Source organism: Vibrio sp. CCUG 15886, from assembly GCF_028570825.1.
Taxonomy (GTDB): domain Bacteria; phylum Pseudomonadota; class Gammaproteobacteria; order Enterobacterales; family Vibrionaceae; genus Vibrio; species Vibrio vulnificus_B.
The window spans coordinates 1-23,886 of the sequence record NZ_JAQQBT010000020.1 but is presented as its reverse complement, the minus strand read 5'-3'; the positions used below and the strand labels follow the sequence as shown (position 1 = coordinate 23,886).

Annotated in this window: 30 protein-coding genes; 1 reads left to right on the top strand and 29 read right to left on the bottom strand. The window is 40.3% G+C overall.

The genetic code is table 11. The annotated features are described in order from the left end of the window. Positions 1-60: 60 nt before the first annotated feature. From PQQ36_RS20265 to PQQ36_RS20085, 25 genes are all read right to left on the bottom strand, one after another. Positions 61-360, bottom strand: a complete 300-nt coding sequence (locus PQQ36_RS20265; RefSeq protein WP_225471126.1) for a hypothetical protein — start codon at positions 358-360, stop codon at positions 61-63. 1,184 nt (positions 361-1,544) lie between these two features. Next, the gene (locus PQQ36_RS20260; protein ID WP_085761122.1) at positions 1,545-1,979 is read right to left on the bottom strand and encodes a GNAT family N-acetyltransferase; all 435 of its coding nucleotides are present in this window, start codon (positions 1,977-1,979) and stop codon (positions 1,545-1,547) included. Positions 1,980-2,137: 158 nt separating this feature from the next. After that, on the bottom strand, positions 2,138-2,461 hold the full coding sequence (locus tag PQQ36_RS20255) for a hypothetical protein (RefSeq protein ID WP_025793425.1): 324 nt from the start codon (positions 2,459-2,461) through the stop codon (positions 2,138-2,140). Between the two features lie 165 nt (positions 2,462-2,626). Next, a complete protein-coding gene (locus PQQ36_RS20245) occupies positions 2,627-2,956 on the bottom strand; it encodes a hypothetical protein (protein WP_011150407.1) in 330 nt (109 codons plus the stop codon). Between the two features lie 140 nt (positions 2,957-3,096). Beyond that, positions 3,097-3,747, bottom strand: coding sequence for a hypothetical protein (locus tag PQQ36_RS20240; RefSeq protein ID WP_225471089.1), 651 nt, complete (start codon positions 3,745-3,747; stop codon positions 3,097-3,099). A 135-nt stretch (positions 3,748-3,882) separates the two neighbouring features. Further along, the gene (locus PQQ36_RS20235) at positions 3,883-4,551 is read right to left on the bottom strand and encodes a hypothetical protein (RefSeq protein ID WP_017188031.1); all 669 of its coding nucleotides are present in this window, start codon (positions 4,549-4,551) and stop codon (positions 3,883-3,885) included. Positions 4,552-5,187: 636 nt separating this feature from the next. After that, positions 5,188-5,763, bottom strand: coding sequence for a hypothetical protein (locus PQQ36_RS20225; protein ID WP_373055662.1), 576 nt, complete (start codon positions 5,761-5,763; stop codon positions 5,188-5,190). Positions 5,764-6,338: 575 nt separating this feature from the next. After that, entirely contained in the window at positions 6,339-6,788 is a 450-nt protein-coding gene (locus PQQ36_RS20210) for a hypothetical protein (RefSeq protein WP_017790377.1), read from the bottom strand. 1,263 nt (positions 6,789-8,051) lie between these two features. Continuing rightward, positions 8,052-8,504: a hypothetical protein gene (locus PQQ36_RS20205; protein ID WP_225471091.1), complete on the bottom strand. Its 453-nt coding sequence runs from the start codon at positions 8,502-8,504 to the stop codon at positions 8,052-8,054. A gap of 619 nt (positions 8,505-9,123) precedes the next feature. Continuing rightward, a complete protein-coding gene (locus tag PQQ36_RS20195; RefSeq protein WP_080537777.1) occupies positions 9,124-9,705 on the bottom strand; it encodes a DUF1287 domain-containing protein in 582 nt (193 codons plus the stop codon). A gap of 608 nt (positions 9,706-10,313) precedes the next feature. Continuing rightward, complete coding sequence (locus PQQ36_RS20185) at positions 10,314-10,748, bottom strand: GNAT family N-acetyltransferase (RefSeq protein WP_263180680.1); 435 nt, start codon at positions 10,746-10,748, stop codon at positions 10,314-10,316. A 149-nt stretch (positions 10,749-10,897) separates the two neighbouring features. Next, positions 10,898-11,854, bottom strand: coding sequence for a hypothetical protein (locus tag PQQ36_RS20180; protein ID WP_085761124.1), 957 nt, complete (start codon positions 11,852-11,854; stop codon positions 10,898-10,900). A 310-nt stretch (positions 11,855-12,164) separates the two neighbouring features. Next, complete coding sequence (locus PQQ36_RS20170) at positions 12,165-12,509, bottom strand: hypothetical protein (RefSeq protein ID WP_225471132.1); 345 nt, start codon at positions 12,507-12,509, stop codon at positions 12,165-12,167. A gap of 140 nt (positions 12,510-12,649) precedes the next feature. After that, positions 12,650-13,309, bottom strand: a complete 660-nt coding sequence (locus PQQ36_RS20165; protein WP_263180725.1) for a DUF1643 domain-containing protein — start codon at positions 13,307-13,309, stop codon at positions 12,650-12,652. Positions 13,310-13,337: 28 nt separating this feature from the next. Beyond that, positions 13,338-13,796 carry a hypothetical protein gene (locus PQQ36_RS20160; RefSeq protein WP_130194359.1) on the bottom strand — a complete coding sequence of 153 codons (459 nt, stop codon included), beginning with the start codon at positions 13,794-13,796 and terminating at the stop codon, positions 13,338-13,340. Between the two features lie 144 nt (positions 13,797-13,940). Then, complete coding sequence (locus PQQ36_RS20155) at positions 13,941-14,378, bottom strand: hypothetical protein (RefSeq protein ID WP_039470159.1); 438 nt, start codon at positions 14,376-14,378, stop codon at positions 13,941-13,943. Between the two features lie 160 nt (positions 14,379-14,538). Further along, the gene (locus tag PQQ36_RS20150) at positions 14,539-15,012 is read right to left on the bottom strand and encodes a GNAT family N-acetyltransferase (protein WP_011150330.1); all 474 of its coding nucleotides are present in this window, start codon (positions 15,010-15,012) and stop codon (positions 14,539-14,541) included. Positions 15,013-15,168: 156 nt separating this feature from the next. Next, positions 15,169-15,741, bottom strand: coding sequence for a hypothetical protein (locus tag PQQ36_RS20140; protein ID WP_131069850.1), 573 nt, complete (start codon positions 15,739-15,741; stop codon positions 15,169-15,171). Between the two features lie 130 nt (positions 15,742-15,871). After that, entirely contained in the window at positions 15,872-16,288 is a 417-nt protein-coding gene (locus PQQ36_RS20130; protein WP_046876173.1) for a hypothetical protein, read from the bottom strand. A gap of 134 nt (positions 16,289-16,422) precedes the next feature. Continuing rightward, entirely contained in the window at positions 16,423-16,797 is a 375-nt protein-coding gene (locus PQQ36_RS20120) for a hypothetical protein (RefSeq protein ID WP_140078504.1), read from the bottom strand. 141 nt (positions 16,798-16,938) lie between these two features. Continuing rightward, on the bottom strand, positions 16,939-17,403 hold the full coding sequence (locus tag PQQ36_RS20115) for a GNAT family N-acetyltransferase (RefSeq protein WP_045620250.1): 465 nt from the start codon (positions 17,401-17,403) through the stop codon (positions 16,939-16,941). A 153-nt stretch (positions 17,404-17,556) separates the two neighbouring features. Next, positions 17,557-18,012: a GNAT family N-acetyltransferase gene (locus tag PQQ36_RS20110; protein ID WP_126576033.1), complete on the bottom strand. Its 456-nt coding sequence runs from the start codon at positions 18,010-18,012 to the stop codon at positions 17,557-17,559. A 381-nt stretch (positions 18,013-18,393) separates the two neighbouring features. After that, positions 18,394-18,816, bottom strand: coding sequence for a bleomycin resistance protein (locus tag PQQ36_RS20100; protein WP_013571695.1), 423 nt, complete (start codon positions 18,814-18,816; stop codon positions 18,394-18,396). A gap of 153 nt (positions 18,817-18,969) precedes the next feature. After that, positions 18,970-19,626 (bottom strand): hypothetical protein, encoded by a 657-nt coding sequence (locus tag PQQ36_RS20090; RefSeq protein ID WP_263180676.1) that lies wholly within the window; start codon positions 19,624-19,626, stop codon positions 18,970-18,972. Between the two features lie 151 nt (positions 19,627-19,777). Further along, positions 19,778-20,266, bottom strand: a complete 489-nt coding sequence (locus PQQ36_RS20085; RefSeq protein ID WP_182289703.1) for a hypothetical protein — start codon at positions 20,264-20,266, stop codon at positions 19,778-19,780. A gap of 782 nt (positions 20,267-21,048) precedes the next feature. On the opposite strand from PQQ36_RS20085, the gene PQQ36_RS20070 reads away from it, so the two are divergent. Further along, a complete protein-coding gene (locus PQQ36_RS20070) occupies positions 21,049-21,366 on the top strand; it encodes a YceK/YidQ family lipoprotein (RefSeq protein WP_072599303.1) in 318 nt (105 codons plus the stop codon). Positions 21,367-21,557: 191 nt separating this feature from the next. Here the strand turns inward: PQQ36_RS20070 and PQQ36_RS20065 are convergent, their stop codons facing one another. From PQQ36_RS20065 to PQQ36_RS20045, 4 genes are all read right to left on the bottom strand, one after another. Next, positions 21,558-21,872, bottom strand: a complete 315-nt coding sequence (locus PQQ36_RS20065) for a hypothetical protein (RefSeq protein ID WP_207217264.1) — start codon at positions 21,870-21,872, stop codon at positions 21,558-21,560. A gap of 130 nt (positions 21,873-22,002) precedes the next feature. Next, entirely contained in the window at positions 22,003-22,446 is a 444-nt protein-coding gene (locus PQQ36_RS20060) for a HEPN domain-containing protein (protein WP_239732424.1), read from the bottom strand. A 147-nt stretch (positions 22,447-22,593) separates the two neighbouring features. Beyond that, positions 22,594-23,133 (bottom strand): hypothetical protein, encoded by a 540-nt coding sequence (locus tag PQQ36_RS20050; RefSeq protein WP_224655708.1) that lies wholly within the window; start codon positions 23,131-23,133, stop codon positions 22,594-22,596. 147 nt (positions 23,134-23,280) lie between these two features. Continuing rightward, positions 23,281-23,793: a hypothetical protein gene (locus PQQ36_RS20045; RefSeq protein ID WP_045596009.1), complete on the bottom strand. Its 513-nt coding sequence runs from the start codon at positions 23,791-23,793 to the stop codon at positions 23,281-23,283. Between the last annotated feature and the right edge of the window lie 93 nt (positions 23,794-23,886).

The window sequence follows — 23,886 nt, the reverse complement described above, 5'->3', positions numbered from 1 at the left end:
TGCCAAGCGTTGTGAATCCGCCTTAAACGCCTTGTTATAAACGTACTATACACAATAGAGTTACTTATTTTCGGACATTGAGAAAACCGTCATTTTTAACCCATTTTTCCTTTTAACCCATTGCTTATAAAAGGGGTATGCTAATAGTGCAGAAATTGCACCATAGATAGGAGAAATTACAAACTCACTTAGATTGACGATAAGATAGTGTATAGGGAACTCATCCCAAGAGTGAGTAAGTGCTGTATATATAACGCCAATATATTCCAACACTGCCCCACCAAAACCAACAATTAGACCTATTGACACTAATTCCGACAAAGGCAAATAAGACGACTCAAAGTCTTGTTTTTTGTACATTTTTTATCCTAGTTTATAACGCCGCGTTAAGGGGTGAATGCCGCACAAACCAACTTCTTGCAGACCACTTTCACCACCAAAAATTACCGCATGCCAAAAATGCCACGCGGCATGAATCCCTCTTGAACGCCTTGTTATGTTTAAGACTCAAAGGGTTAAGTTCTACGATACCAAGAGCTTAACTCGACTTACCTTTGCAAACCAAAACCATAGGCTAAAAACTGAATTAACTCATAAAATTGATTGAATTTGCATTGAATCTCAACGTGAGAAGCGAAAGCTGAAGCTCTAACTTTGAAACTGAGCAAGCTGCACTCACCTCACCAAAACACTGCATTTCAATGAGGCAACTCTCTGAATTTTTAGCGCCCACGAATTGAAGTCCAGCAAACAGCTATCACTGAAGTCAACTTGCCGACAAGACCAAAATTATAACGCCGAGAAAGCAAAAAAAGATGCAACCAACTGATTTTACGTGATTAAACATAACGCCCAATTAACGTGTGAGCAGCGCAGACACTGAACTTGAACACTGCGCCGTAAACACTAAACTCAACCCGAAGTGAGAGCGCCAAGCGTTGCGAATCACTGTTGAATTGTTTGTTATGTTTTACCACAAACACATGATTTACTTGAGAAAGAACTGCTATTTCAAGCCAGTTTTCTGAACCAAACCACAAGGCAAGAACCAACTTGACCGCCAAAAGCGACTAACCCAAAACCAGTAATTCCACTTCCCTGCCCAATGAGGCAACCCAACTAAGCTCCAACAAGCGCCCTATCTTTCCAACCAAAGCGTAAAACAATGGCAAATTTCCGAGACAACTGCCAAGCCGAAATGCTACTTGGCAAAGAACCTAAAAGCGACTTTAAGCCAGTTAAACTAAAAACCGACCGCCACGACCTGACAATGAAGCAACCCACGAATATTGGCATGTTTTACGGGCTGAGTGGTTCAAGAACTTAGACCGATAATACTGATTTGCTGAGTCTACTAGGAACGAATTGCCAGAGGGAGAAAGAACTAGAGCCTAAGACCTTTAAGCCTTTGAATTTAAGTTAAACATAACGCTGCGTTAAGGGGTGAATGCCGCCTAAACCAACCTTCCGCAGACCACTTTCACCACAAAAACTACCCGCACACTAAAAATGCCACGCAGCATGAATCCCTCTTGAACGCCTTGTTATGTGTTTGAACTTAAAGGGATCTCCATTTCAATCAACCCGTTGACGTCAGATGCTCTAACAAACCCCTTTGACTCATACAGGTTGATTGCTGGATTTTCACTAAACACACGCAGAACTAGCTTAGTGGATTGTCTGTCGAGCGCATGCCTAAAAACTAGCTCAAGACACTTAGCACCGATTCCTCTACCCTGAAACTCGGGCAAAATTTGAAAATCTCTCAAGAAGGTCTTGTTGCTACTGTAACTCAAACGCAACACACCAACACGAACCTGGTCTAGATAGATTTCGTAGTTGTCTAACTCATCCCAACTACTTAGAAACAGATTATGGTCCCAGATTATCCCACGGGCTTGATAGTAACTTGCCATATTTGACTTTGTTAAAGACTCTGCAAATAAGGGGTCACTACCAACTTTTAGCTTCACTTCCATGCATTCTCCTCTGGTGACACATAACGCCGCGTTAAGTGGTGAACAACGCTACCACCAAAACTAAAGCATTGTACCTTAAACACTTAACCTAACTAGAGCTGAAATCGCCAAGCGTTGTGAATCCGCCTTAAACGCCTTGTTAGCTGTATGCTCCACCGTTAAAGGTCAAACTCCGAGTTATAAACTTTGAAGACATTTACCAAAGGCTCCTCCCAACCAAGACAGATTCGTAGTTGCTCAACTATAGGTTTCACTTGGCTTTTCGCAACGTTGATTTCAACCTTCAGCAGAGGATAGCTTTCCACATTTCCTTTGCCTCCAAATACTGGAGTTGAGCCATCAAGCGCTCGGTGAGAGCCTGTAACTGAACCAATAGCCCAACAATGATCATAGTTTCCGATTTTATCTACACCTGATTCATGTAAAGTACTCAGCACTAGATCTTGTTGCTCAGGCGTACAGAATATTTCTAATTTATACATCCGATTTTAGAACTCCCAAATACTTATTACAGCTAACGCTGCGTTAAGGGGTGAATGCCGCTCAAACCAACCTTCCGCAGACCGCCTTCACCACAAAACTCACTGCAAACCCAAAATGCCACGCGGCATAAATCCCACTTGAACGCCTTGTTATGTTCACATTGCTCAAATAGTATGCCCACATTTTTGACATTCGATTTTTCTATCTTTTAACGATTGCGTAAAGTTTGATTTCCCACAGTTGTCGCAAAACTTAGCACCACGTATGTTCATAAAAGTTATTAGCGCAACAATTGGGACAATTACAATCCAGAATTGATGTTTGAAAAAGCCCATCAAGTTAACAATGAACAAAAATAAAGCGCCTGTCACGACAGAGAATGCTGGATAATATTTCCTCTTAAACTGTGTATTTTTATTCGCATAGAACAACACATAACCGAGGAGTGAAACACCCGCCCAAACACCAAAAGCTATTTGTACTTTTTCATCCATATCTACAATCCATCTTGTGAACATAACGCCAAATTAAGGTGTGAACAACGCTAACACCTTACCTAACGCATTGTGCCATAAACACTAAACTGGCTTGAAGTGAAAGCGCCGAGCGTTGTGAATCACTCTTAAATTTATTGTTATGTCTCTGGTCGCCACTCTTGAATACTTAGCTTCAGAGCAGTTAATAAAGAGTAATAGTTGAGCTTATTGGGATATTGATTAGCAGGATGCCAAAAATCAACGAAGTAATGTCTGTCACTTTTATACAACCACTCGCCGCACTTTTCATGAGGTATTTTTGACTTAATCAACGGCCAAGTGGAGCCACAAACTATCAGGTCAGGCTTCAACTCATCAATTTGTGCCTCAATCAAGTCCCAGTCACTCTCGACATACTGGCGAAGATCAGCATTGTTAGATGAACTATAGCCTGAACTTTTCTTTAAATTTATGACAGCACAACCACGAAGTGCGTCATCAAACTCCATATTTCCCTTGTAACTTTCATCAAAAATGCAGACTTCGCCCGAGATCACTAATTTTTGGATACCTAAACACCATTGGGATACTGTTTTCCACATTTTACCTCGCAAGGCATGTAAGCCTTGATTCAGATAACTAGCTAAGTCCCATTCTCCTTCCGAGTCTGGAGTACCACTGTATGCTTCTTTCAGTATAAATAGGATTTTAAAACTTGACTGTTCCCACCTATCGATATCGATAACCCCATCGGTGATGAAAAATTTTCCTTTGTGGATTTCTCTATTTTTCCATTCGTCAAAAATCATACCATTCCTACTGAGACATAACGCCCAATTAAGGTGTGAAGCACGCTACCACAATACTTGATTAGATCACCGTAAACACTGAACTAGACCCAAACCAAAAATGCCAAGCGTGCTGAATCACTCTTAAATTGTTTGTTATACGTTGCTTGCCGCTACACTAGAGTGGTTGTTAGTAATCTGTTCTATAAACGGCTCCATTCGTCTGTATGCACGCTTAGAAAGATCTAACTGATACTCCAAACTTTTTCTAATTTCGGCGTGTATATGAATAGCATTTCTAGCTTCATAAAACTCAATAATCTCATCCCTTAACCACTCATCAATTAAACCAAGCTTGAAAGCACATTCCGCTTTGCTGTCAAATCTTACCTTTGTAATATCAGTACGACCGATTCCGATATAAGTTGGGATGATCTTCTTACCATCGTGCTCAAGCTCTTTTTCTAAGGTTGCCAACTTATTGGCAGGAATACTGATGACTTTTTTGGCTTGGAACTCTGTTAAGGCAATTACTTCTGGGTGAGTTTTAAAGTCCTCAAACAAAATATGATGAATAACGGCTTCGTAAATTGATGCGTATGAAAGCACTTGAATTCTTATTTGCGCTCTAAGTAACCAATCATCAGCAGCCATACCCTCTAGTAACTTATATATGTATCTAGCGGACATAAATTCGTCAGCTAACCTATCTCTTAATGTTTCGTCACTGATGATATTAAATCTAGCTTGATGCCAATCCCAGTCAGCTAAATGACCTTCAATATAGTTTTGTATTTGTTTTTTTGTCTCAATTTCAAATGCCATGTTGGCTCCATTTTTTAAAACGTATAACGCCGCATTAAGGGGTGAACAACGCCACCACCCTGCCTAAACCATTGTGCCGTAAACACTTAAGCTAATTCAAACCAAAACTGCCAAGCGTTGTGAATCCCTCTTGAATGCTTTGTTAGTTGCCAAACCTAAAGCTTTGATTTGAAGTTAATTACCGCTTTGCCAACACTTGCTTTACGTATGTTGGAAAACTCAAATCAGGCGCAGTTTCAAAGCGTTTGTCGCTGAAACCACTTGGAACACGCAACGCCGTAGAAAACGAACTAACAACACCCAAAAGACCTTTTGGAGAAACAATGCCACAAAGCTGACTTTCAACAAGTATATCGGCTTCTGAAACGGCCAATCAAACTAGGAAAAGAACGAAGCTCAATTTCCGCGAACCAAGATCCCGATAGTTCGAAGTGCAAAATAGAGCAAAGCACACGTGCGATCAGACCTACACATTCTGTTTTAGCTGCGTTTTCCTCGTTGGCAACTAACGCCGCATTAAGGTGTGAGCAACGCTGCCAGCAAGCCTAAACCATTGCGCCGTAAACACAAAACCCAACCTTAAACTGAAAATGCCAAGCGTTGGGAATCACTCTTAAATGCTTTGTTATGTGCGTACTAAACTTTCTGCTCTAATTTGCAATATGCATCAACTACTTCTTTCATATTGGCTGGTAAGTTTTTCATATTATCAATGATACATTTTAACAACTTTAGCCTTTGCTGTTCTTTAGCTGTCTGTTGAGTCTCCTCGTAGTTTCGTGCATTAACGACCTTATCGAGTTCACTACTAACTACTTTTGAATTATGTTCATCAGCATAGGCTTTAGTGATGTCAGAGTTTAGCTCGCCAGCTTTGAATTTAGACAAGGTTTGCTCAAAGGACATCGATTTTACTGATGCAACTTCAGACAAATAAATTGCTAATATGCTACGCAATACGTCTAACTTATCTGCATTGCTCCATTCCTCTGAGGCTAAGCTGGCATCAATTTGCTGAAATATTGGTCTTACTACGTCTTTATTTTCTGGAGTAACAAGTTCTGGGTACGAAACATTTTCAAAAAATAACCGATTGAAAAAGCTCTCGCTATCCGCAAACACTGAAGACGACACCAACAGTAAAATTAAGATGATTTTGTTCATTTTTCCTCTAAGCACATAACGCTGCGTTAAGGGGTGAATGCCGCTCAAACCAACCTTCAGCAGACCACTTTCACCACCAAAACTCGCCGCATACCAAAAATGCCACGCGGCATGAATCCCTCTTAAACGCCTTGTTATGTTTAAGACTCAAAGGGTTAAGTTTTGCGATACTAAGAGCTTAACTCGACTTATCTTTGAAAACCAAAATCAGGAGCTAAAAAACTGAATTAACTCATAAATTTGATTGTACTGACATTGAACTTTGAAGTCAGAAACCGAAAAGCTGAGGCTTTAACTTTGAAATCAAAATCACTTCACTCACCTCGCCAGAACTCTGGATTTCAATGAGGCAACTCTCTGAATTTTTTGCGCCCACAAATTGGAGTCCAGAAAACAGCGGCCACTGAAGTCAACTTGCCGACAAAGCCAAAATTAGAAAGCTAAGAAAAGATGCAAGCAACTGATTTTAAGTGATTAAACATAACGCTGCGTTAAGGGGTGAATGCCGCTCAAACCAACCTTCAGCAGACCACTTTCACCACCAAAACTCGCCGCATGCCAAAAATGCCACGCGGCATGAATCCCTCTTGAACGCCTTGTTATATGCAATTTTCTGGCGCTTGCTAAATCGGCTTAATTCTTAACTTAAACGAATCGATTTGCTCGACTTGCGACGGTACAAATGCACATTTGATCTCAAGATAAGAGGTTTCCTTTGGCTGCATAATGAAAAGTTCATTTTCGCCGATACAATTGCCAATAAAATTACCATTTACATCAAACGCAGATGCTAAAACTTCACGAGAATATAATGCGTCTTCCGTAAGGTTTTCTTGTACAACAGCTAAACGCACGTCGTCGCCATCTTTGAAGACATTTTTCAATGTTAAACCATAGGCAGTTTTGAAATCCGCCAAATACTCAATTGCTTTGTCGTCGATTTCTTTGTCTTCAAGAATATTTCCGAGCGAAGGTTCAACGAACTTTGTATAGACCAACCCACTAAGAATGATTGCAACTGAGAAACCGATTCCCCAGGAAAAACCATTTAAGATTCCATTTAATCCTTTCATAAACATTCCAATCCATTGCATATAACGCCCAATTAAGTAGTGAGCAACGCAATACAAAAGCCACCGCATTACGCCTTAAACACAAAACTCACCGCAAACCAAAACTGCCACGCGTTGCGAATCTGCTTAAATTGTTTGTTATGCGATTTTTCGGCAATGCTAAAATAGGCTAACGAAAACATTACCTTAAACACGAGAAACTACAAACGCGCAGATAACTTTTTGTGATTCAAGAACCAACGGGTTCAACATTTAATAAAAAGGCAGCCACGAGCGCGGAACACGGCTTTAAAGCGAAGATTTGGCTTTTGCTTACACGAAACTCAACGAGCCGCAATTTCAGCAAATACCGGCTTTCCATAAACTTGCAATTTCCACACTTTACGCCCGAAAAACTTTCCCCGACCAAATACAATTTTGAATGAGGCAACTTCACGAACTTTGGCATGTTTTTCGGTTTGAACGATTCAAGAATTTGAGCCGAAAATGCTGATTTGCCGAAACCAAAAAACGAATGGCCAAAGAGATTAAATTAGAAGAAACCCAAAATTTTGCCTTGTCGCATAACGCCCAATTAACGTGTGAGCAGCGCAAGCAATGAACTTGACCACTGCGCCGTAAACACTTAACTCAACCCGAAGTGAGAGCGCCAAGCGTTGCGAATCACTGTTGAATTGTTTGTTATGTTTTACCACAAACACATGATTTAATTGAGAAAGAACTACTATTTCTGACTAGTTTTCTGAAGTAAACCACAAGGCTAGAACCAACTTGACCGCCAAAGGCGACCAACCAGAAACGAGCAATTCCACTTCCCTGCCCAATGAGGCAACCCGACCAAGTAACAACAAGCGCCCTTTCTTTCCAATCAAAGCGCAAAACAATGCTGAATTGCCGAGGCAACTGACAAGCCGAAATACTAATTGGCAAAAAACCTAAAAGCGACTTTAAGCCAGTTACACAAACAGCCAACCGCCACGACCTGACAATGAAGCAACCCGCGAACATTGGCATGTTTTACGGCCAAAGAGATTCAAGAACTTAGGGCGACAATACTGATTTGCTGAGTCTACTAGGGACGAGTTGCCTGAGGGACAAAGAACTAGAGCCTAAGATATTTAAGCCTTTGAATTTCAAGTAAACATAACGCCCAATTAAGGGGTGAGCAACGCTACCACCTAACCTAAAGCATTGTACCGTAACCACTAAAATTGAAGTAGAAACAAAAATGCCAAGCGTTGGGAATCCCTCTTAAATTGTTTGTTATAAAACACTTACTTTCATATGCATATGAGGATTACTGTCAACTATTTGAAGGTACTTATCAATATTTTGGAAATCATCAGAGAAACATTCAGAAAATGAGCAGTAATTGCATAGAGCCCTCATTATAAGTACCAAAGCCTCTTCTTTAATGTGACCGTTTACTATCGGATCAAATACACCCTTAGAATCAGGATGCTTAACTGCATTCTTTGTTTTGTTTAGAACATTAATGACATCCTTTTCATTGTAATCAGGAAAAACTTTACGATTAAGCAAGCGAGTAACTTGCCTTAAAGCCGGATCTTTCTGCGTATGCTTTCTAATAAATCCAGAAAAAATTTCTTCTGATGCTCCTGCAAGCGTTAAAGCTGAGCTATATTTTTCGCTCAAAAACAGATCTATCGCACACTGAAGATGCTCTTTTGCAACAAGAAATTTATGATGCTGCACAATGAAAAACTCCACCTGTTTTATAACGCCGCGTTAAGGGGTGAGTGCCGCTCAAACCAACTTTCCGCAGACCACTTTCACCACCAAAACCAACCGCATACCAAAAATGCCACGCGGCACGAATCCCTCTTGAACGCCTTGTTATGTTTAAGACTCAAAGGGTTAAGTTTTACGATACCAAGAGCTTAACTCGACTTAACTTTGAAAACCAAAACCAGACGCTAAAATGCTGAATTAAATCATAAATTTTATTCCAATAATCTTGAGTTTTAGCGTGAAAAACCGAAAACTGGAGCTCAAACTTTGAAACTAAGACGCTTTATTCGACTCACAAACGCCCTGAACTTTAATGAGGCAACTCTCAGAATTTTTCGCGCCCACGAATTGGAGTCCAGAAAACAGCGCCCAATGAGGTTAACTTGCCGACAAGACCAAAATTAGAAAGCCGAGAATGCAAAGAAGATATGCAACCAACTGATTTTACATGATTAAACATAACGCTGCGTTAAGGGGTGAGTGCCGCACAAACCAAGTTTCCGCAGACCACTTTCACCACCAAAACTCACCGCATACCAAAAACGCCACGCGGCACAAATCCCTCTTTAACGCCTTGTTATATTTAGGGCTCATAGCGGAAGTGACCCGTAATTTGGAAGTCAAACAACATATCCTCAAGCACTGGACCTGAACCAATATTGTGGACTATTAGAGGCCGTTTCCCATCCTGCGACAAGTCGTTTGTTACGATACCGATATGAGGCAAATTACCTGGGAGCATCCATGTCACGATGTCACCAGCTTTATAATCCAAACCTTCATCACTAATCGTTAAACTTTGGCCATGTCGTTTGAAGAAAATCTGTAAATTCGGCACTCGACGATGGTCTATGTTGCGATCCGGTTTTGACAAACCCCAAATTCTGTTTGAGGGATACAGTGAAAAGTTGTCACGCATATCTTCATGAACTAAGACTTGTAAATCTACGCCCAGTTTTCTGTAACTACGAATAATTACATCGGTACAAACCCCGAGACTAGGCGGCACATCTCCATTGGGATAGGCAATTTTTATATAGCTTCCATCATAAATTACAGTATGTGTTGTTCTTTCTTTTGCAGCTTCAACCAAATCTGACAATGAGTTGCCTGCGCTTACACTCGCACTCAACAACACGAGCAGGAGAAAAAATAGTCGTTCCATGACAGTTACCTAAAAAATATAACGCTGCGTTAAGGGGTGAATGCCGCCCAAAACAACCTTCCGCAGACCACCTTCACCACCAAAACTCACCGCATGCCAAAAATGCCACGCGGCATGAATCCCACTTGAACGCCTTATTATGCTTAAGCTTCAATGGGTTACGTTTTTCTGGAAACAAGACTAACTCGACTTTGATTTACACACAAAAGCCAAAACGTAGAAAACCGAAATGACTCATAGTTTTGAAAATCTGGGCTTTGAAATTCGGCCGCTAAAACTCAAAAACCTAAGATAAAATTGCTGATTGAGCCAGCCACCCTAACCTCGCGCTTACCTGAAAATTGATTGAGGTAACTCTCTGAATTTTCAGCGCCAAAGAATAAGGGTCCGAAAAACAGCGCCCAATGAAGTCAACTTGCCGACATACACCAAACTGAAAAGCTAAGGGAACAAAGAAAAACCATAAACCACTGATTTTACGTGATTAAGCATAACGCCAAATTAAGGTGTGAACAACGCTGACACCTTACCTAAAGCATTGTGCCATAAACACTAAACTGGCTTGAAGTGAAAGCGCCGAGCGTTGTGAATCACTCTTAAATTTATTGTTATGTGTTTGAACTTAAAGGGACTTCCATTTCCACCAACCCTTTGACTTCAGATGTTCTAACAAAGCCTTTGGACTCATACAGATTGATTGCTGGGTTTTCACTAAACACACGTAGAACGAGCTTAGTGGATTGGCGATTGAGTGCATGCCCTACGACTAGATCAAGGCACTTAGTCCCAACTCCTTTACCTTGAAACTCCCGTAAAAGCTGAAAGTCTCTCAGATAGGTCGTTTCGCCACTATAGCTAAAACGAAGAACACCTACACGAGTTTGGTTTAGGTGAATCTCGTAGTTTTCTAGTTCTTCCCAACTGTTTAGAAACTGATTGTGATCCCAGATAATCCCACGAGTTAGATAGTAACTTGCCATATTTGTCTTGGTTAAAGACTCTGCGAATAAGGGGTCGCTACCGATTTTAAGCTGTACTTCCATACCTTTTCCTCTGGCAACACATAACGCCGCATTAAGGGGTGAACAACGCAACCACCTAACCTAAGGCATTGTGCCATAAACACTTAAGCTAAATTTTTTACCAAAACTGCCAAGCGTTGAGAATCCCTCTTAAATGCTTTGTTATGCATTTAGTTAAATAGGTCACCGTTGGTTTGTTCGAGCGCTTCCAAGTGGGACACAATAAGTTTTGGTCGTTTCGCTGCAATTCGACCTTTTTCATCTAAACGGCTAACGGTACCGACTAGCTTACAGCGCAAGAACAGAAGAGGTTTATATTTAACGACACTACCCACATCAGGATAAGCAGTAAGAATGTGCCCTAAGTATTTAAAGCCTAAGGAGTTGGATGTTTTATTTTCCCTCGTAACTTCGCCTTCAATCACAACCGTTGCACCATGCACTAGCTCAGGTAAAACTAAGACTTCATCGTCATCTTCACTGTCATCCTTACAGAAGATTGCTTTGTCTTGTTTACCAATAGTAACTTCGTCCTTAACCCCATCGCTGTATGTTCCTATTTTCAACGAGCGTCCTTCAGCTATATTACGAGCCAATTCTTCTAGCAATTTTGAGTTGGAATCTAGATAAAGATCTAACGCAGGCTTTGGAACATATATGTACTCTCCACGATTGTTAGGAATACCGATAAGTTCGTTATTATTTTTAAACTTAAGGTTGGAAAGATCTTTTTTACCCGTTTCTCCTAGATGTTTGCTGATTCGTGCAAACCACTTTAACCCATCTAGTGCTTTCGAGAATATTGAGGTGAAGCCGAAGTTCTCAAAATCTTTCTCAGCCATTTTTGATGCAGCTTTACTAAAATAAGCGGTCGCAACAACCCCAAGTCCAGCTTGCGCCCACCCAGCAACTGTTTCTGGAACTAAAGCTTCCCAAGAACCCTTTTGGACCCTCATTGGAATTTCAAAATCAATATGCTTCAAGTCTGGTGCTTGTTTAGAAATAAGCTCTCTAATTGCGCCATCATATGCGAGTAGAGCTTTAGCTTGTCTTCTGGCATCCATTAACCCATCTTCTACTAACTCACCATCGTACTTTATATAACCTAAGTACTTTTCTTGTTCCATTGTTAAACCTCAAAGTCATACTGATTTGAGACTGATATAGCAACGAACTAAAGTAGTAGCTATATCAGTGTCATAGAGCAAAATCGCCCTTATGATACTACTTTTGTATGAAATTGAGCGCAATAATAGAAGCGTGATGTGCTCTGCGAATTGTGATGAGAGCGCTTAAAATGCATAACGCTGCGTTAAGGGGTGAGTGCCGCTCAAACCAACTTTCCGCAGACCACTTTCACCACTAAAACTCACCGCATACCAAAAATGCCACGCGGCATGAATCCCTCTTGAACGCCTTGTTATGTGTGTAGTTCAACTACTCCCACTGCCCTTGTTCACTCACCAAAACTTTTTCATCTTGGGTTACTGTCAGTACACCAGAATCTGAAATCATGTAAACAACGTTACTATTAGTGAACTTATAACCCAAAAATTTTGAAGGAGTACCGTCTGACAAATGAGTATGTAACGTGTGACCTTTAAGAATGATCTCATCACCAGATTTCTTGGACTTGCCATAATAAGTTACATCATCACAAGTAACCTCGCCTTCCATGCAGTTTGATGCTATCGAAACAACATAGTTCTTTGTCACTAAGGTTGTCGCTAAACTTGAAAAACTAGCAAAAAGCAGCATAAACAAAGCTCCATACCTAGCCATGACTATCTCCGAACACATAACGCCCAATTAAGGTGTGAAGCACGCGACCACGACTCTCAATTTGACCACCGTAAACTCTCAACTCAACCCAAATCAAGAATGCCAAGCGTGCTGAATCACTCTTAAATTGTTTGTTATATTTAAAGTTCCTCTACATTTACTCGTCTTGGTGAGTAAGTATAGTTACCGTAGTAAATATCTTTATTTCCTGGATGTGGTGCGTAATCGTTTATACCGTCAACACCTATGATGTAGTTATTTTTACCCATTAAGTGATGTTTAAAGTGAGAAAATTTTTTAGGGAATTTGTACCCACCTTGATTTTTTAGCTTACCAAAGACAAGCAGAAAGTCTGTATTTTCCTTTAAAATTCGCCGAACCTTTCGCTCAGAATCCAAGCGTAGTAGATCGACCTTAAATTCTTTTGCAGTATCAAACCTTGTATATAAGTTGAGCATTACAATCTTCGAGTACTGTGGCATTCGTTCATAAACAAATCGCTCTAGAAAATGCAGGGTTTTATCTGCACAAAGCTGATTAGCTTTACTCGGGTTTTGTCCAATAATACATAGGGTTTTATTTGTAGATCTATCTAAAAGAGGGATTGTTAGAGATACCCTGTGCTTATTATCATCAGAAAGGTCGGCTATGATTCTAGCATTATCCACTTTATAAAAATGTTCAATTCTCATGGAAGCCTCAAATAAATATAACGCCGCGTTAAGGGGTGAATGCCGCATAAACCAACTTTCCGCAGACCACTTACACCACCAAAACTCACCGCATACCAAAAATGCCACGCGGCATGAATCCCTCTTGAACGCCTTGTTATGTTTTGTTTGCCAACTTGATCTGAGCATTACATACATCTAACGAATACATTTCAGCCAAATACTCTAAGAGGTTGTATAGTAGTTCTTTTTGTTGTTCGTTTAAAAAATCCAGGTCGAAGCTGTACCCTACCTCTCCTAACTCAATATACAAGGGGATCTTATCAGCAAATGCTTTATGAGCAGCTTTTCTCTGAAGTACATATTTACACACTACTGGTAGTAACCAAGTCATTCCCACTGTACTGACAATCATATACTCATCGCAGATAGCGTTAAGACTAGCTTTGCTCGCACTTAACATACCAACGGGTATTTTTTCTTCAATTATCCGTCTCGTGATATCAGTTGTAGAGACTGAGAAAAACTTATCTGCTTCAGGGCACGTGATTGGTGGAAACTCTTTTTCAAACATCTCTAAATGTTGTTCTCTCGTCAAATAACCCCAATATTTCAACAATGTACCCTCTAAAAACATAACGCTGCGTTAAGGGGCGCAGGCACGCAATACAAAAGTGACCGCATCACACCTTAACCACTGAACCCAACGCAAATTGAAAATGCCACGCGTGCCAAGTCCCTCTTGAACGCCTTGTTATGCTTACTTTAGCTTCACGACTTTACCCGTCAATGCAACGCCAGCGACCATTGTCCCAGCACCACATTGAAAAGTGTCAACGCTTGAAGTTAGGTTGTTTTTGTAGTTGGATTTGATATCAACGACCGCGTTACCACCTTCTTTAATTGCTCTTTCTTTCAGTACTATCATGGCCGATAAAAAGACCCAGTTACACGCCTCTTCATCTGTTTTATTAAATGCATTTGTCTTTTTGTTCGTTTTGAACTCGCCAAATTCTGCCACAACTTTAGGAAATTTCTGTTCTCCAAAGTAAAACTTTACATCTGTACCTAGCTTGTTTTTTGCGGCTTCTGAGCTCAGAGCGTTTTCTATGGAATATGAGCCAATATCATCTCTAGCAAAAGTGTAAGAAGAAAAGAGCATTAGAGAAGATAGTGTCAGTATTGCTATATTTTTCATATTGTTAAACAACCTTAGTTAATAAAAATTTGATTGTAAGCATAACGCTGCGTTAAGGGGTGAGTGCCGCCTAAACCAACTTTCCGCAGACCACTTTCACCACCAAAACTCTCTGCAAGCCAAAAATGCCACGCGGCATGAATCCCACTTAAACGCCTTGTTAGGTTAATCGTTTTTCTGCTAATTGTCCGCGCTCACCAATATCACCTACATCAGTCCAACCATGCTTATGATAAAAACTAACTGCTTGTAAATTTGCTGGTATATAGCGCAGCTGCGCATACGCACATTGCTCGTGTTTGAACTGAGCAAATATAAAGCCTTCTAGCTCACTACCTAAACCTTTGTTGCGAAATTCTGGTAACAAATACAGCAAGTTAATGTAGCCAAACTTTACTCCTTGCTCATCCAACAAGCCATTTCTGAATTCTATTTGACCGATAACCTTATTGTTTTTGAAAACATGATAAAAGCCAGAATTGTCAAATGTATTTAGCCTTGTAAACCACGCTTTAGTCTCGCCGACATTAAAGCTGGCGTCATCTCCAAAACTTACGAGATGTGCATCACGACGAAATTGAATACACAAATCGAGAGTACCGTCCGTTTCGAGATTTACGGGGACAAATTCCATTTATACTCCCTACGTTGAATAGATTAACCTAACGCCGCGTTAAGTGGTGAGCAACGCAACCACCAAACCTAAATCATTGTGCCGTAAACACTAAAACTAAGCCAAACAAAAAATGCCACGCGTGCTGAATCACTCTTAAATTGTTTGTTAGGCGACTCAGTACGTTTCAAACTTTATAACACCAATTTCTATTGCTTCTTCATTTACGAATTTGAACCAAATGTTATTGGTAATATCAGCAACAGTCATTTCTTCAGATAAATTCAACTTCTGTTTTTCCTCTTCTGTCAATTCCCTTGTCAACCAGAAGCTTTTCACGTAACTATTACTGCCATCATTTGTAAGATCTAAAACTCCTCCTAAAAGGCTTTCAGATTTATTTTTTGAAACACCTAAACAAAATTCACCAATACAAGTAGGTAACTCTAGCTTGCTTGGGCTACATTTCAATCCTGGATTGTCCAAATGAATACTCATTCTGGTAATAATGGATTGGGCTCCCATTGGGCCTGAACTAAAAACCGCATAAATACCATTATCAGAAACATAACAATAACCATTTTCATGGTGACCATATGGGATACTTTGAAATTGAGATTTACCGAGTTTTTTAGACACGTCATCAATTGTAGATTGATATATTTCAATTCCAACATAATCAGATGGTAAATTTACGGCTGCAACTGACCATAATGGCAATAATAAAAACAGGAATAAGATTCTATACATGACTTCCCTCGCCTAACGCCTTGTTAAGGTGTGAGGCACGCAATACCTAAGCCGCCGCATACCACCTTAACCACTAAAACCAACGCATAGTAAAAATGCCACGCGTGCCGAATCACTCTTGAACAATTTGTTATGCTCGTTCTTTTAGGGTTTGTAAAAGACTTACAAGATCCAAAACTGCGGTAGTTTCAAAGCGATCTAGTTTTGGTAAGACATAACTATCGTTCACCGTTTTTAAAGTAATTTCTTTGATCACTGCACCGTCCCTTGAGTAAGTCGTATCATAGGACTCAACATCACATACACTCAAATGCCAAAGTGCGCTATTTCCCAGTTTAAGACTAATACGCCCACCTAGAACCTCGATGCTGTAAAGACCATTTTTATCCGGAAACTTTTGCTGTAACAATAAGCTAATTGCGGCTATCGAGCTCAAACCTAGCGCTACAAATAAGCTTCCTGATGCAATAGAAATAACGATAATACCTATAGTGCCGATTAAAATTGCACCTTTATTCAAAGCTTTATCTTTTTCCCTGAGATACACAACTCCCTCCTGAGAGCATAACGCCCAGTTAAGGGGTGAAGCACGCAATGACTAAGCCGCTGCATTCCACTTCAACACCGAAATCAACGCATACCAAAAATGCCACGCGTGCTGAATCCCACTTGAACTGTTTGTTATGTGCGTACATTTAACGAAAGCACATCCCTTACATCACGAGAGTCAGACTCTTTCCAACGAGATACTGTTTTACCTTGTGAAGTAGTATCTACAAGTACTTCGATTGTGTAGTTTGATTTATATTTTCGTTTTTCGAACTGTTGGTGCAAAAAGGCTGCAAACTGTTCTGCTAACTCTATTGAATCAAGGTAAATGCTCTTCCCACGCAATCGTCCGGCAGGTGAAGCACTGACAGTAATCATTGAATTATCATCATGCTCCCAATGATAAGAGCGCAGGTTTTGAGGTAGAAGATCATTTCTCACGCGAATAAGTACTGTCGCATACTCTACGACACTCCTATTCGGAAAGTCTCCCAGCTTTCTAAGCATGTTACTTTTTCTCCCTAAGCACATAACGCTGCGTTAAGGGGCGCAGGCGCGCACTACAAATGTGACCGCATTCCGCCTTAATCACTAAACAAACTGCAAACCCAAAATGCCACGCGTGCCAAGTCCCTCTTTAACGCTTTGTTAGCTGAATTTCTCCATGACAAAGTTGCACAGCTTTTGACCGCGAACTTCTATGGTTTGTTCTTGTATAACTTTGAACCCAAATCTCTCATAAAACGGACGAGCTGTAATACTCACCTCAGAGTAAGACCTTGTAATTCCTTGTAACTCACCCATTCTGAGTACATGTTCCATTAACTGTCGTCCGACTCCTTTACCTTGATGTTCATGGTGACAAAAGAAATGATCAATTAATCCATTTTCTTGAAGATCACTATAACCAACAATTTTTCCATCAATTTCAGCCACAAAAGGTGACAGCGAGTTCATTTTTCGTTGCCAAATCTCTGAAGAAAAATCATCTGGAGCCCATGCTTCAACTTGGTCTTGTGAATAATCACGTAAGTTCACATTACGAACCGTATGATAAAAAATAGCCCATAAATCATGCGCATCTGATTCTTGATACTTTCTAATTTCGATCATGCTGATATTTACCACCATTCAGCTAACGCCGCGTTAAGTGGTGAGCAACGCTAACCAACCTACCTAAACCATTGTGACATAAACACTAAAACCAAAGTAAGCCGAAAACGCCATGCGTTGGGAATCCGTCTTAAACGCTTTGTTAGCAGCAACTTACAACGCGAGTTTAAACCCTTCATGTGTTGCTTTAAATCCAAGTTTCTCATAGAACCTGATTGCATCAGGACGCTGCTTGTCACTTGTTAGCTGAACGATTGTACAGCCTTTATTCTTTGCCAATTCGATGGCATGTGCGAACATTTGCTCACCGAAACCTTGTCCACGATAGTCACTATGGATTCGAACACCTTCGATAAGACAACGCCAACTACCAATATGCGTTAGGTAAGGAATAAAAGTAATTTGAAGCATCCCAACTAGAGAGTTTTCCAGCTCAACAACAAGTAATTCGTTATTTGGATCTCTTACAATTGCTTCGAACGCTTCAAGATACCCACTATTTAACGGAACAGATGCATCTTCTCTTTTACTACCAAGTGGGTCATTTGAGAGCAAAGCTACAAGACTTTCCAAATCTTCAAAATCAGCTGAACGATACTTTAATTCCATTTATGGCTCCTTATTACTTCTTGCTGCTAACGCCGCGTTAAGGGGTGCAGGCACGCTATACAAAAGCTACCGCACAGTGACTTAATCACCGAACCCAACGCAAACCAAAAATGCCACGCGTGCCAAATCCCTCTTAAACGCTTTGTTATGCTTAAGCTTCAATGGCTTACGTTTTAATTGAATTAAGATTAACTCGACTTTGATTTACAAACAAAAACCAAAACGTAGAAAACCGAAATGACTCATAGTTTTAAAAATCGGACTTTGAAATTTGGCCGCTAAAACTCAAAAACCTAAGATCAAATTACTGATTAAGCCAACCGCATACCAAAAATGCCACGCGGCACGAATCCCACTTGAACGCCTTGTTATAACGCAGTTTTAGACCTTAGGTTTTTCACCTAAGTACTGCGAAAACCTTAACAAATAACCGTCAGGATCTTGGACAAGGAACTCCTTTTGTCCAGACAAACACTCACCCACGTCGTACCAAGTTTCTTTTAGTTCTCTGAAGAGTGTAATATTTGAAGCCTTAACTCGTTCATACACCTGCGCAATATCAGAAAGCTCAATCTGAAAATTCACACCCCTTCCAAGTGGCCAAACCAACTCACCTGTCACCCATGCTTCATCGTGGATTTGCTCCAACATAATTTGGATTTGCTCAAGCTCAAGGTAAGCAAAATCTGGTTCTTTTCTCTGATTTCTAATTTTGAAGCCAATGATTTCACAATAAAAATCTATAGAGTTAGCAAAGTTTGATACCGACAACTCAGGCACCATGGGATTCCAATATTCTTCCATTTCAATCCTTGATATGTGGCGTACTCAAATGCGTTATAACGCTCTGTTAAGGGGTGAGCAACGCAATACAAAAGCCACTGCATACCACCTTAAACACTAAAATCAGCGCATAGTGAAAATGCCACGCGTTGCGAATCCTTCTTAAACAGTTTGTTATGCCACATAGTTGATAAGGAATGATTCAATATCCCTGATCATATTTCTAACATCTTGCTCAGAGAATAGCTCAGGTTTGCCATGAGCAGCACTATTACGAATATCAGCAATAGCTGTGATCTGCTTTTGTTGAAGCTTATTGTATATACCTGCTTTCGCTAGTTGAGAGTTCATGGTGTCCAGCTTTCCATGTGCAATGTTATTGTTGGTACATAAATCACGTAATGCCGTTTCAAGCACAACGCCCGCAATTACTGCTGATGCTAACTTATAACCACTATCCAATAACTCCTGCGCTTGTTCTAACTCACTTTCAAAGACTTCAGCTTGAACAAGTTGTTTTAGCGAGGTTAAGTATCCACCTTCAAAGTCTTCTTTTGCAGCTTCAAAGATCGCACCTATACGCTTTTTGACATCATAGTTAGATTCCATTGTTCGGTAGTCTTCGCCTTTTACAAAAGCGATAAAGTGTTGTGACTGCTCCCCACAAGCTGTTACCAGCAAGTTCTTTACCTTAACTTTCCAACTAGTGAGCAACTCTTCATTTACACTTGGAATTGGACCATACAAACCATCTACCATATGCTTGGTTGCCTCGATAGTATCTAGCTGATCTTGCAGCTCATTAAAACGCTGTGCTAATTTTTTATTCATTTTTTCTCCTAGGCCAAATCCTGCCGTGTGGCATAACGCCGCGTTAAGGGGCGCCGGCACGCACTACAAAAGTGACCGCATCACGCCGTAACCACTAAACTTACCGCAAATTGAAAATGCCACGCGTGCTAAGTCCCTCTTTAACGCTTTGTTATGCTTTTTTTGATTTACTATCTCGAGCAACACAAAGAATCCCACCAATAACAGCGCTCGCTATGCAAATTTGTTGAAGCACGGCTATGCTGACCATCCCATGAAACGGATTGCCATCGAATAAGGGAGAAAAAGGTAAAACATCTACATGCATTATGGCGTCAATAAAAACATGGCTGTATGTACCTAGAAAGGAACTTAGATAAGCAGTTCTCCACTTTATTGGAAGAAAGCGCTGCCACCGAATAATAAACAATCCACTTTCACTCAGATACTTACCCGTTATTGCTGATAACAGACCTAGCAAAGTAGCTCCTAGAATCGTGTGACTCCAGCCATGCAACTCTCCTGAGTCAGTCAACATCACAACTAAAGGTTGAATATCCATAACTATTTGAGACCAACCAAAAACAGTTAATGAAAAACTTGCACTAGCCGCCGATTTCAAAACTAACGCTGGCCCCATATGCAAAGGTGTAAACGGCATATTTACTCTCTTAACTAATCCTTAAGTCACCAAAAAGCATAACGCTGCGTTAAGGGGTGAATGCCGCATAAACCAAGCTTCCGCATACCACTTTCACCACCAAAACTCACTGCAAACCAAAAATGCCACGCGGCATGAATCCCGCTTAAACGCCTTGTTATGCTTAAGCTTCAATGGTTTACGTTTTAATAAAACCAAGATTAACTCGACTTTGATTTACAAACAAAAGCCACAGCGTAGAAAACTGAAATGACTCATAGTTTTGATGATCAGACTCGGGATTCTGACCACCCAAACTTGGAAACCTAAAAACGAATTCCTAATTGAGCCAACTGCCCTAACCTCGCACTTGCCCGAAAATTGATTGAGGCAATTCTCAGAATTTTCAGCTCCAAAGAATAAATGTCCAGAAAACAGCGACCAATGAAGTCAATTTGCCGACAAGCACAAAAACAATCAGCCGAGGGAACAAAGAAAAACCATAAACTACTGATTTTATTTGATTAAGCATAACGCTGCGTTAAGGGGTGAATGCCGCCAAAATCAACCTTCCGCAGACCACCTTGACCACAAAAACTCACTGCATACCAAAAATGCCACGCGGCATGAATCCCGCTTAAACGCCTTGTTATGTGTTTGCTAACTCTATGAAAATTAGTATTTCTTCGTCAATAGCACATTTTTTGATTCAAAAACAACCAATCATTAGAAAACAATTAGCACTAGCTATAAAGTTGTCTGATATTCATTCATTAATAAAACGTTAGCTAAGGTCTAGGTAAATGAAATTCAGTTTAAAAATAGTACTATCATTACTACTTGTTACTTTAACATCTGGCTGCTCATCGATGGATGCACATGGTTACGGAGGTTATGGTAAACCATTTTCCGGAACGGCATTGTCAGTAGTCCGTCTGCCTTGCTTCTTTCGGGGAACAGCGGTCGACTACGCTTTAAGCCCTTTATCGTTAATGGCAGTACCAATAAATTTAGCTACAGATGTTGTTTTTCTACCCTTTGATTTAGCTATGATATTCACGCCCACAACAAGCTACGGGGAAGTAATTTCAATTGGCTGTCCCAGAGGCCCTATGATCTAGAACTGACGCTGTCTTTCTAGGCTCCAACACCAGTAGATACGCTGGTGTTGGAAGAACACATAACGCCGCGTTAAGTGGTGAACAACGCAAACCACCAAACCTAAACCATTGTACCTTAAACACTTAACCTAACTTTAACCGAGAACGCCACGCGTTGTGAATCCGCCTTAAACGCCTTGTTATACAAATGGTTAATTGGATTCTACTGTCTCTTTAAAGACCAGATTCAAAGGTTTAACTAAAGAGTAAATCCACAAACCAAATGCCACAAAGCACCACATAAACAGTGTTAAGAAAAAACTAAATATTGGCCACATTGCTAAGGCTAGTAACAGACCAGATATACCCGTTACTGGTGTTTCTTCCCACTTTACAGTCTCCGCACCAAATATGGATGCGATGCCACAGATTAAAAAGAAAACAAAGAAACTTAGGCTAAAGCCGATAAAGAGCATTTTGAAAAGAGACCTTTTCGAGATTTTCTTAATTGTAATTTCCATTTTCATCCCTGTATTTGTATAACGCCAAATTAAGGTGTGAACAACGCTGACACCTTACCTAAAGCATTGTGCCTTAAACACTAAACTGACTTGAAGTGATGGCGCCAAGCGTTGTGAATCACTCTTAAATTTATTGTTATGCGTATCTATCGACAAGCTCCGCCACAAAAGGCCAAGAGTAACGGCAAAGTTCAACATCTCGCTCTCTACTTGGAGATTTACCTCCGTGAACGAGATTGCAACGAACTTGGTATGCAATCATGAGTATTGATTTCAATTTCGCTATAAAACTATCGGACTCGTTATATGCATTAATATCAATCTGAGTATCTCTTTCACTATTCCTCAGGTTTATAACCGCTTGAGACATAAAATACTCAATCTCAGTGTCATGCAGGTTTATTATCTCCTCAGCATCGCCCTCAGTAACATTGGCGTCAACAAAATTACGGATAGAGCTACGCTCACTATTAGACGGATAGTTGTTGTATAAATTATTAAACCCTATCCAACAACTAGAAAAAGAATCCATAGGGTCTTCGTGGTTTAAGCTTCTATCTAGCCATTCACTTGCTGTCATTTTTATCTCTCTAAAATACGCATAACGCCTTGTTAAGGTGTGAGGCACGCAATACTGATGCCTCCGCATACCAGCTTAATCACTAGAACCAACGCATAGTAAAAATGCCACGCGTGCCGAATCACTCTTGAACAATTTGTTATAAGCCTATTTGCCTAACCAATCAGGTTTAGAGTTTTCAGAGACCCACCCCCAATCTTTCAACGTTTCTATAAACCTACTACGGTCGTATTTGTCGTAGTAAATGGGGTTTAACCCTGAATTGTAATAACCAACCAATTTTGTTGATTCAAATACAGACTCATCATCATCTTTACGAGAGACAATTAGTGTACCGTATTTGCTCCCAAACTGAGGTAATAAACCCGTAACTTCATGCTCTTTACCATCACTTCCCATGAATTTAAAAGGTGATACAAACTCAATACTGAGATCTTTAGATGCATCTAACCATGCTTGTTGAGGACGGTTAAATAATAATTCCAATAACTCAGCGTTTTCATTGTCAGGTGCGCCAATGTCTTTAAATATTCTGAAATCAACAAAACCATCCTCATCGAATGACACTATCCAACGTTCTGTGAATGCATTAACATCGACATCTACGCAGCCCGACAACTCAATGTAATTGATTTGAAATGGAAACTTTTCTTTCGTTATTCTTTCAAGAAATTCAAATAATTTCATCATATCCTCTAAGGCTTATAACGCCCAATTAACGTGTGAGCAGCGCAAACACTGAACTTAAACACTGCGCCGTAAACACAAAACTCAACCTGAAGTGAGAGCGCCAAGCGTTGCAAATCACTGTTGAATTGTTTGTTATACAAATAATTACAGCGCAAAAAAGCTACCTAATATCGCAACAATTAATCCAATAAGGATTTCCTTACCGTAATCACGGTACAAACGCTTGTACCAAACATCTTTAACTTTTAATGGTATGGGATATTTAGTATTTAACCACAACGCTAAATTAGCCGAAGACTCCCCGATATGGTAGAGCGTGCCTGTATGTATCCAATTTTTAGAGCCATTTTCGTCTATTTCGTACCCAGACGTGCCAATTTCATATGATGATGTATGCTTTTTAAGCATTCTGTACCATGCACATTGAGGTCTCTCACCAGAAATGATATTTCCATATTCACTTTCCGACTTTAGTAACTCGATTAACTGCTCACCTGCTAACTCACAGAGTAACTCAAACTCCTCGACTGATTTGCAAGGTTGACCAGCGACACGCCACCACTCTCCTGCCGCTCCAGTTTGATCATCCAATCGATGATATTGAAGTGCAGGTGCTAATGTTCGAAACCTATGCTCAAAGTCTAGCCACGAGTTCATTTATTACTCCATTTGTATAACGCCGCGTTAAGGGGCGCGGGCACGCAATACAAAAGTGACCGCATAACACCTTAACCACTAAACCCAACGCAA

Bases quoted from the DNA above. Each gene is read 5' to 3' on its own strand.
- PQQ36_RS20265 (WP_225471126.1), bottom strand. From the start codon at position 360: ATGTACAAAAAACAAGACTTTGAGTCGTCTTATTTGCCTTTGTCGGAA.
- PQQ36_RS20260 (WP_085761122.1), bottom strand. From the start codon at position 1,979: ATGGAAGTGAAGCTAAAAGTTGGTAGTGACCCCTTATTTGCAGAGTCT.
- PQQ36_RS20255 (WP_025793425.1), bottom strand. From the start codon at position 2,461: ATGTATAAATTAGAAATATTCTGTACGCCTGAGCAACAAGATCTAGTG.
- PQQ36_RS20245 (WP_011150407.1), bottom strand. From the start codon at position 2,956: ATGGATGAAAAAGTACAAATAGCTTTTGGTGTTTGGGCGGGTGTTTCA.
- PQQ36_RS20240 (WP_225471089.1), bottom strand. From the start codon at position 3,747: ATGATTTTTGACGAATGGAAAAATAGAGAAATCCACAAAGGAAAATTT.
- PQQ36_RS20235 (WP_017188031.1), bottom strand. From the start codon at position 4,551: ATGGCATTTGAAATTGAGACAAAAAAACAAATACAAAACTATATTGAA.
- PQQ36_RS20210 (WP_017790377.1), bottom strand. From the start codon at position 6,788: ATGAAAGGATTAAATGGAATCTTAAATGGTTTTTCCTGGGGAATCGGT.
- PQQ36_RS20195 (WP_080537777.1), bottom strand. From the start codon at position 9,705: ATGGAACGACTATTTTTTCTCCTGCTCGTGTTGTTGAGTGCGAGTGTA.
- PQQ36_RS20185 (WP_263180680.1), bottom strand. From the start codon at position 10,748: ATGGAAGTACAGCTTAAAATCGGTAGCGACCCCTTATTCGCAGAGTCT.
- PQQ36_RS20180 (WP_085761124.1), bottom strand. From the start codon at position 11,854: ATGGAACAAGAAAAGTACTTAGGTTATATAAAGTACGATGGTGAGTTA.
- PQQ36_RS20170 (WP_225471132.1), bottom strand. From the start codon at position 12,509: ATGGCTAGGTATGGAGCTTTGTTTATGCTGCTTTTTGCTAGTTTTTCA.
- PQQ36_RS20155 (WP_039470159.1), bottom strand. From the start codon at position 14,378: ATGAAAAATATAGCAATACTGACACTATCTTCTCTAATGCTCTTTTCT.
- PQQ36_RS20150 (WP_011150330.1), bottom strand. From the start codon at position 15,012: ATGGAATTTGTCCCCGTAAATCTCGAAACGGACGGTACTCTCGATTTG.
- PQQ36_RS20140 (WP_131069850.1), bottom strand. From the start codon at position 15,741: ATGTATAGAATCTTATTCCTGTTTTTATTATTGCCATTATGGTCAGTT.
- PQQ36_RS20120 (WP_140078504.1), bottom strand. From the start codon at position 16,797: ATGCTTAGAAAGCTGGGAGACTTTCCGAATAGGAGTGTCGTAGAGTAT.
- PQQ36_RS20115 (WP_045620250.1), bottom strand. From the start codon at position 17,403: ATGATCGAAATTAGAAAGTATCAAGAATCAGATGCGCATGATTTATGG.
- PQQ36_RS20110 (WP_126576033.1), bottom strand. From the start codon at position 18,012: ATGGAATTAAAGTATCGTTCAGCTGATTTTGAAGATTTGGAAAGTCTT.
- PQQ36_RS20100 (WP_013571695.1), bottom strand. From the start codon at position 18,816: ATGGAAGAATATTGGAATCCCATGGTGCCTGAGTTGTCGGTATCAAAC.
- PQQ36_RS20090 (WP_263180676.1), bottom strand. From the start codon at position 19,626: ATGAATAAAAAATTAGCACAGCGTTTTAATGAGCTGCAAGATCAGCTA.
- PQQ36_RS20085 (WP_182289703.1), bottom strand. From the start codon at position 20,266: ATGCCGTTTACACCTTTGCATATGGGGCCAGCGTTAGTTTTGAAATCG.
- PQQ36_RS20070 (WP_072599303.1), top strand. From the start codon at position 21,049: ATGAAATTCAGTTTAAAAATAGTACTATCATTACTACTTGTTACTTTA.
- PQQ36_RS20065 (WP_207217264.1), bottom strand. From the start codon at position 21,872: ATGAAAATGGAAATTACAATTAAGAAAATCTCGAAAAGGTCTCTTTTC.
- PQQ36_RS20060 (WP_239732424.1), bottom strand. From the start codon at position 22,446: ATGACAGCAAGTGAATGGCTAGATAGAAGCTTAAACCACGAAGACCCT.
- PQQ36_RS20050 (WP_224655708.1), bottom strand. From the start codon at position 23,133: ATGAAATTATTTGAATTTCTTGAAAGAATAACGAAAGAAAAGTTTCCA.
- PQQ36_RS20045 (WP_045596009.1), bottom strand. From the start codon at position 23,793: ATGAACTCGTGGCTAGACTTTGAGCATAGGTTTCGAACATTAGCACCT.